Genomic DNA, 7,587 nt, shown 5'->3' on the forward strand with positions numbered 1-7,587 from the left:
ACACTATGGTTAAAATTAGCCTTCCACTTTCACTGTTAGCTTTATCAACTTTTCCAATATCTTATATGATCTTTTATAAGGCTGGAAGGATAACAAAAGAAAAAGTCAAAATACTTAGAAAAATTAATGATGATTATTTTAAAAATGTTGAGCAAGCACTTACCGGAATAAGAGAAATAAGAAGTATGGGAATAAAAAGTTATGCTTTTAATATATTTTGCGACATATCTAAAAGTTTTAGAAATAAAGACTTTAATGTAAGCGTAATTAATGACATTTTTAATGGGATATCAGGATTATTAAATTTGATATTTAGGGTATTAATAATTTTCGTAAGTGCGATTTTTATTTTTAATGGTACATTAACTGTGCAATATTTTATTGCATTTTCAACATACTCAGATCAAGTTACAGGATCATTAATGAATATTACTAAATTGAATTCTACAATTCAACAAATTTTTGTATCAATAGAAAGAATTTTTCATCTAATGAATAATTTATCATATCCTGATCAAGAATATGGAACTGTAAATGTTTCAAAGGTTAATGGAAATATAAATTTCAAAAATGTTTATTTTAAATATAATAATCATTATACTATTAAAAATGTTACATTAAATATTAATGCCAATAGTAAAGTTGCCATAGTTGGAGATAGCGGTTCAGGTAAAACTACAATTTTTAATTTATTATTAAGATTTTATGATATATCTTCTGGGGAAATAACAATTGATGATATTGATATCACGAAATTTAATGAAAATTCATTAAGAAATAATATTGCTATAGTTAGACAAGAACCATTTATGTTTAATTTGTCTATTAAAGAAAATTTATTAATTATTAATAATAAGGCGAGGGATGAAGAATTATTTAGTGCATGTAGACAAGCTTATATTCATGATTACATCATGTCATTGCCTGAAGAATATGATACCGTAATAGGTGAAAATTCTACCAATATTTCAGGTGGACAAAAACAAAGATTAGCTATTGCTAAAGCAATTTTAAAAAATTCAAAAATCATATTATTTGATGAATCCACATCAGGACTTGATAATATATCACAAAGTTATATTCAGAAATCTATAGATAAATTAAGTGAAAATCACACAGTTGTAGTAATTGCACATAGATTATCCACAATAATTAATTCAGATTTAATTATTGTTCTTGATAATGGAGAAGTGGTGGGATGTGGTATACACAATAAATTAATGAAAGAAAGTTCCAAATACAAAGAGTTATATAATGCCGAATTTAAAATACTAAAAGACGAGAAGGTGATTGTGATTTAAACAAAAAAGGTACGTATGTAATTATTGATAGTTGAATCGAGAATTTAATTCAAATTGTACTTCTATCCCGGGCACTTTTTATTTCTTTCACACGAATATCTCAATTATACATTTATTTATTCTTATGCGACAGGATGAGCTAAATTTCACTGCAGGAAAAGAAAACAAGAAAGAGGAATAAATGAAAAGGAGCAGATGGAAAGAACCTACTGCCATTTTAGAAGTGAAAATGTGCTATATGTGGCTTTTTATCGCTCTTGAACAGAACAAGTTGTAAAACCAATACTAGATAATACCGTCAAGTGCTAATTAAGAAAGGGTGTAATGAAAATGAGCTATGAAAGCATTGCGGAACTGGTCCACGACTTAGTCAAAAATCCCAAAAGTATGTTGTCGCAAGAACTTGGGCTACCTTTGGCAGAACTAAAGACTAATGAATTAAATATCATCCAAAGGGTTTTTTCAGAGTGCGAGGTATCTGGGGATGTAGCGACGATTGGACTTTTACCTCTAGGTTATTGGGGATAAAAGAAAGTGAACATTCAGCTTGATCAAATTATTGCTATCGAAATTGATAAAATCCTAACGAGAGCCCAACTAAGTCCCGAAATGCTGATTATGATTAATTCCTCGTTGAATGCCGACAGCAAGACTGGTGAACTGTTTAAGTGGGCCCACTTAACGCTTATGAATTGTGAGTGTGTAAGTGGAGTGTCTGAAGTAGCGCTGCCAGGTGCAATTGCCATGGAATTATCTGCTCTGGCAGCGGATATTTTTGATGATATACAAGATCAAGATAATGACGATCTACCTTGGCGTCAAATTCCCACTGCTAACGCGCAGAACCTTGCTATATGTTTAAGTATGTTGAGTATTGATGCTGCTACTTCGGCGTTACCTGATGGAGATAGTAGACTCTACAGGGAAGTTGACCAAATTCTGAGCCATATGTGGATAACGGCCAGTGATGCTCAATTGCAAGAAGTTCTGTTAGACACTCGTGATCAAGTCACGCTAGACCAATATTTCGAATTGGTCAAGCGTAAGTCAGGAAGTTTGACGGCCTGTGCTTGTAAAATTGGAGCAACCTTAGGTGGCGCGTCCGAATCGTTGGTGTCTCAATTAGAACAATTTGGGACAAACCTGGGCATAATGAGCCAAATCAGGAACGATTTAAACGATTTTATAAACTTTGAAAAGAAGAGGGATTTTGTGAACAATCGCAAAACCCTGCCATATGTCTATCTTTTAAACCATTTAAAGGGTAAGACAGCCGAACAGTTTAAAGAATTAACTCAGATGGAAGGCAAAGGGTTAAAGGGAATCGGGAAGGACGAGGAAGAATTTTTAAAACAACTGGCTATCGATGAAGGGGTTGTCCATTACTGCAGAGTGATGTATGAAATATTCCGGGAAAAGTCGATAAAAATCATTCAAGCAATTCCGGTTCCTGAAAAACGCAAAGAGAAGATGATTAAAATTGTTAAAGAAAATGTTTAGGCGGCAAGCATATTATTATGCAAGTGCCGCCTTTCTTGTAATGTGGTTTGTGTATACTGTTGCTGTTATTAAGCAACCCTACGTAGGTGTTGAGCTTGAGAATGTCAATGGACAATGGATTGTGACTTACAGTGATACTCAGGGCGAAGGATACGAATCAGGGGTGCGAGTCGGAGATTTGATCATAAAAATCAACAATGATGTTCCGGATAAGTACCGCTCTGTTCAAATATGGAGTGAGGCGGAAGGGGCATCAACTATCGAAGTTCGTAGGGTTGACCAGCCAAACGTTCAGATCATTAATATACCTAAACATCCAGTTTTGCAGACTGAACTAAGCGAAATTCCGATGGTGATCCAAGGACTCGTTTTTTGGATTTTAGGGTTTATGGCATGGTTTAGACGCCCTTTCCTTCTTCAAGCCCGTGCTTTATTTTGGCTGAACTGGTTTATAGGTTTGGCTATCGTCCTGGCTCCGGCTTCGAGTCGCGATTTGTTATTGGCCAGGGAATTAGAGTATATAATTTTTTCTGCGGTACCTATTTTCCTAATTGATTTTGTCGCAACTTTTCCAGATGTAAAAATTAACCAAGCAAAACAGTTGTGTCGCCTAATGTTAATCTTGATGACCGTAATCATATTAACCTTAACTGTGTTGCAATCTGCCGGTATTGTCCACTTTTTTAGTCAACTAAGAAAACTCGTTTTAGTAACGGTTAGTATTGGTGTTCTTCTCACACTATGGAATTTAGGGACATTATTAAAGCTGCCGAAAGATAAACCGAATAAAAACAAGGTAAATATTCTACTTATGGGTATGGCGATAGGGTTTTTACCATTTGTTCTCTTGACGGCCGTTCCAATTATCGTTGGATTTCAACCAATATTGAATGCCCATGTCAGCTCCTTGTTTGTTTCCGTGATCCCGGCTACTTGGTATTATGCCATAGTCAATAAATATTTACCGGATAGTCGTAGGCTTTTAGGGACAATAATTTCTTATTTCGTAGCCGGGGTGATTATTAGTTTTATTGTCTCCTATTTACAATTTTTAAAATTATCAAGTGCGTTTAATCTCGCGTTGTATCTTTCTACGGTAACTATATTTTTTGTGTTCATTGTTTGTTTTACCTTGATTAGAGTTATGCTAAATAAGCTATTCGACAAATATTTACTTCCTGAAGGAAAGAAAGCTATTAAGAAACGAATTCTTGAATTAAACGAAAGCCTGTCTATGATTAATGAAGAGAACCGGATGTTAGAAGAGGTGGTTAAAAGCCTGGCGATTGAGGGAATTTTTATTGCTCTAGAAGATGCTAAAGGAGGATACCTAAAGAAAGCTGTAGGACGATTCTTAGAAAATCAAATTGAACAAGCTGAACTGGAGGAATTTTTTCAAGCTGATCCAAGGATTAGCTTAGACGCACAAATGCTGCCTGATGATTTTCCAGCTGAGATTTATATTCCCTTTGTTTCAAATGAGTTTACTTGCGGGATATTTTTAGGCCATCATTATTCTTACGTCAAAATAGAACTAGACGAACTACCATTAATTACATTGATTTCGAGTCAATTAGCTCAACGTCTAATTACGACGTTTGTTATCAAGGAGCTGTCGAAAGAAATCAAGGACTTGGCCCAAAGATCTCTGGCCTCACAACGAAGAAAGCAGGGGCTTATAGGAATAAACACAGCTTTGTTTAGGAGCATAGAGAAAGAGAGAAAGTCAATAGCATGTGAGATTCATGATGGACCATTACAATTAGGACTGGATTTGAATCGATGGCTGAAATACCTTGTTGAAGAATGTCTGACCAATGACGATGTCAAAACGAAAATGGCCATTTCTCATATGCGGGAAGTAGTTGAGGACTTAAATTTCGAACTTCGTTTAATATGTAATGATTTACGTCCCCCGTCCTTAACTGATTTAGGGTTGCTTTCAGCTATTGAATTAATGTGCGAAGAAATGATGCTAAAAGAGTTATTGTTAATTTCCCTAGAAACAGTAGGGATTAATCGAGAAGAACGCTTTAAGGAAGACATAGAATTAGCTGCCTATCGGTTTTTGCAGGAAGGGATTACAAATGCAGTGAAACACTCGGGTACTAACGAGTTGAAGATTCACATTGAGATAAACGAATCAAAAATTGAACTAAGTGTTATAGACGCGGGTAAAGGTTTCGATACCAGTCAGATAGAGGATTGTTCATTGACGAGTTCCCATTTTGGAATAGTTGGTATGAAAGAAAGATTGGAAAACTTAGATGGTATCCTACAAATCAGTTCTTCAATTGGCCAGGGTACAATGCTCAAAGCCTCCATTCCGATTGTTTGAAAAGATTAATTAGCACGAGAAAAAATCAAAGTATTCTTTGATAGAGGAGGTAGATAGGATTGTCTTTGAGTTCTGAAGAATCAGAAGGAGTTAAAGTCTTAGTAGTTGATGACCACACGCTTTTTACGGAAGGAACTGTCTCCTTGTTATCTTTTGAACCACGTATTTTGGTAGTAGGAATTGCAAAGAACGGAACTGAATGTATAAACTTAGTTAGTAATACTAGGACTGACGTCGTATTGCTTGATATTAAGCTTCCTGATGTCTGTGGGACTGATTTGATAGACAAGATAAAAGCGGTTCAACCAGAAGTGAAAATTATTATGTTAACCGGACATAGTCCCAAAGGATACGTTACTAAGTCTATTAGTAAAGGTGCCAATGGTTTCCTACTAAAAGACTGTTCAGTACATGAGATGATTCAAGGAATATTAAGAGTTTATAATGGCGATGTCTATTTTTCTCAAAGTTTACAACTCGAAGATAACAATGATACCATACATTCTTCCGTTAAGCTTGGAATAACTCCAAGGGAACTACTAACCACTAGAGAAAATGAAATAATGGAATTGGTTTCGAAAGGTTTACATAACAAAGAGGTCGCTTCGGCTTTAGGTATTAAAGTTCGAACTGCGAATTTTCATGTTAGTAATATCCTTTTTAAATTAGAAGTGAGCACACGTTTAGAAGCAGTACTACAATGGCAAATGGGTATAAATAAGGAGATATTGTATTGATAGGCTAATCGACAAATTCTAAAGCTTAAGGGAGGAAATATAAGGGTTTAACTGATTTGTGGGGTAATTGAATGTATGATTAACACAAAAATGGAGGACTTAGCACTGTTAAGTTCTCCATTTTTGTGTTTTGTTACTTTAAATCGTCGAATTATGGGATAATATGTCAAAATATTTTAGAGAAAATACTGGCAGAATTGCCAGGGACAAAGTTCAAAATATACGATAATCTTATCTAAATAATAGTTTTCGAATAATCTGGATCGAATTAAGCCACAATTCCGGACGGTGAGAGCCTCAGTTCTGGTAAGCTACCTCTTCTAGATAGAGAGCGCACAGGGTCGACTTGAGATGGAATAAGGGCTCTGTCGAACCGTAATATTCATAAATAATGGTAGAAGTCATAACAAAAGAAGGAAAGTTGAAAACATACATTATTGTTCATGCAGAATTTAAAATTATTAGAAGACGAGAAGGTGATTTAAATAAAGAAAAAGGTATGTATAGTAATTATTGATAGTGGAATCAATAATGAAATATTTAATTTAAATTGTATTAAAGAGTCAATAGGTTTTAGTGTTACTAAGGATGGAACTTTTATGGAAAATTCGAATGAGAAAATAACTAATAATCATGGTACTATTATTGCTTTACTTATAAAGTATATTTTCCAGGAAATTGAATTAATTAGTATGAACATTTTAGATGAAAATTTATATTCGAATGGAAATTTATTAATTTATTCACTAAAAAAAGCACTTTTATATAAACCGGATATTATACATATGAGTTTAGGCACTAAAAAATGGAGATATAGATATCGATTGAAAAAGTTAATAAATAAGGCTATACAAGAAGATATCGTGATAGTGTCAGCAGCAAGTAATGATGGTAAAAAGTCATATCCGGCTTATTTTAGAAATGTTATAGGTGTAAAAAGTAGTAGTAATATTTATCAAAAAAAACTTATTTTACTATCAAAAATATTTTTATTATGCTCCAGGTACCGTTCCTAAGAATGTGTATGATGATGAAGGAAATGGCTGTATAGCAGGAAATAGTTTTGCAGCTGCATATATTACTGGATATATTGCTAAGGCAATATATGACAAGGAAATTAGTGGTAGTAAACAAGTTAGTGACTATTTAAAGACTAATTTGTAATTTTATTATTCAACATAGCTTATATAAGAAAGGAAAGATTATCATGAAAAATATTAATGAACTGACAATGGGAAATTTAGCAGAACAATGGGGTGGAACATTACCAATTATTGATGAAATAAAAATGGGAAATTTACCAGAACAATGGGGTGGTACTTCAATTAAAACTGTAACAATGTCAATTACCGAAAATTGTAATTTAGCATGTAAATATTGTTATATGACCGGTAAAAATTCAACTAATAAAATGACAGTAGATACAGCTAAAAAAGTAGTAGATTATGTATTAGAAAATAAGAATACTTTTAACGAAGAAGCAGTTGTATGGGAATTTATTGGAGGAGAACCCTTTTTAGAAATCGATTTAATAGATGCAGTTAGTGATTACATTAAACAAAGAATGTATATGTTAGGGCATAAATGGTTTTCTAATTATATGTTCAATTTTTCAACAAATGGATTATTATATGACACTACCAAAGTTCAAAATTATATTAATAAAAATAGAAAGCATGTTTCTATAGGAATAAGTGTAGACGGTAATAAG

7 protein-coding genes are annotated in these 7,587 nt (G+C 33.5%); all 7 read left to right on the forward strand.

Annotation, left to right across the window (positions count from 1 at the left end; genetic code table 11):
* A partial coding sequence (locus DSOL_RS24860) for an ABC transporter ATP-binding protein (protein ID WP_075367415.1) occupies window positions 1-1,301 on the forward strand: 1,301 nt, incomplete at its 5' end.
* A 330-nt stretch (window positions 1,302-1,631) separates the two neighbouring features.
* Window positions 1,632-1,829: a hypothetical protein gene (locus DSOL_RS24865; protein ID WP_075367416.1), complete on the forward strand. Its 198-nt coding sequence runs from the start codon at window positions 1,632-1,634 to the stop codon at window positions 1,827-1,829.
* 6 nt (window positions 1,830-1,835) lie between these two features.
* Window positions 1,836-2,801, forward strand: coding sequence for a polyprenyl synthetase family protein (locus DSOL_RS24870; RefSeq protein WP_075367417.1), 966 nt, complete (start codon window positions 1,836-1,838; stop codon window positions 2,799-2,801).
* Entirely contained in the window at window positions 2,782-5,139 is a 2,358-nt protein-coding gene (locus DSOL_RS24875; protein WP_075367418.1) for a sensor histidine kinase, read from the forward strand. Before DSOL_RS24870 ends, DSOL_RS24875 begins: the two co-directional genes overlap by 20 nt.
* 59 nt (window positions 5,140-5,198) lie before the next feature.
* Window positions 5,199-5,876 (forward strand): response regulator, encoded by a 678-nt coding sequence (locus DSOL_RS24880; protein ID WP_075367419.1) that lies wholly within the window; start codon window positions 5,199-5,201, stop codon window positions 5,874-5,876.
* Between the two features lie 503 nt (window positions 5,877-6,379).
* Complete coding sequence (locus DSOL_RS24885) at window positions 6,380-6,892, forward strand: S8 family serine peptidase (RefSeq protein WP_282433578.1); 513 nt, start codon at window positions 6,380-6,382, stop codon at window positions 6,890-6,892.
* Between the two features lie 191 nt (window positions 6,893-7,083).
* Window positions 7,084-7,587, forward strand: a 504-nt coding sequence (locus DSOL_RS24890) for a radical SAM protein (protein ID WP_235838993.1), incomplete at its 3' end; no start/stop codon positions are given.

Source organism: Desulfosporosinus metallidurans, from assembly GCF_001936615.1.
Taxonomy (GTDB): Bacteria; Bacillota; Desulfitobacteriia; order Desulfitobacteriales; family Desulfitobacteriaceae; genus Desulfosporosinus; species Desulfosporosinus metallidurans.